We start from the raw sequence: 534 nt of genomic DNA, 5'->3' as shown, positions 1-534 counted from the left end.
ACAATTAACAGCGGACATTGGCGCGCAAGCAAGGGCTCCAGCCTGAGCTTCTCAGGCTTACCCACAGGATGCAGCGGGTAACCTAAGGCTATCACCGCACTAACCTCCTGGCACGCCAACATGGCCGCAACACGTCCGCCCATCGATTTACCGGCAACGAACAAAGGCAATTGATCAAATGCTGACCAAACCGAAACTTGCTGCTCTAAAAATTCCAATAATTGCGGCATTGGGTTGGGCGGACGACGCTTACCGGTTAACCGGCGCTCTGCCATGTAGGGAAACTCGACGCGCACCACATCGAGACCCTGGCCAGATAATAGCGCTGCCATCGTATCCATAAATTGGCTGTCCATGGGAGCGCCGGCACCATGGCAAAAAAGAACACGTGCAGTGGGCTGCTTGGGGCTATTGCGCAGCGAGCCTGAAGCTACTGTTTTGGACATAAACCAGTCACGCATAAAAAGAGAGGCATTATAGCCTCTCTTTCCCCGCCAACCCCAACATATCTAGTCCGCTATCTGTGCCTGCCTC

At 53.9% G+C, this 534-nt stretch carries 1 protein-coding gene; it reads right to left on the bottom strand.

Features of this window, described 5'->3' with window-relative positions; translation table 11 throughout:
- A partial coding sequence (locus ACFQEU_RS17940) for an alpha/beta family hydrolase (protein ID WP_379784370.1) occupies window positions 1–446 on the bottom strand: 446 nt, incomplete at its 3' end.
- Window positions 447–534: the final 88 nt, after the last annotated feature.

Origin of the sequence: Halorubrum tibetense, from assembly GCF_042661865.1 — an archaeon.
Taxonomy (GTDB): domain Archaea; phylum Halobacteriota; class Halobacteria; order Halobacteriales; family Haloferacaceae; genus Halorubrum; species Halorubrum tibetense.
Note: the sequence above shows the minus strand (reverse complement) of the source record. Positions and strands in the feature narration are given on the sequence as shown.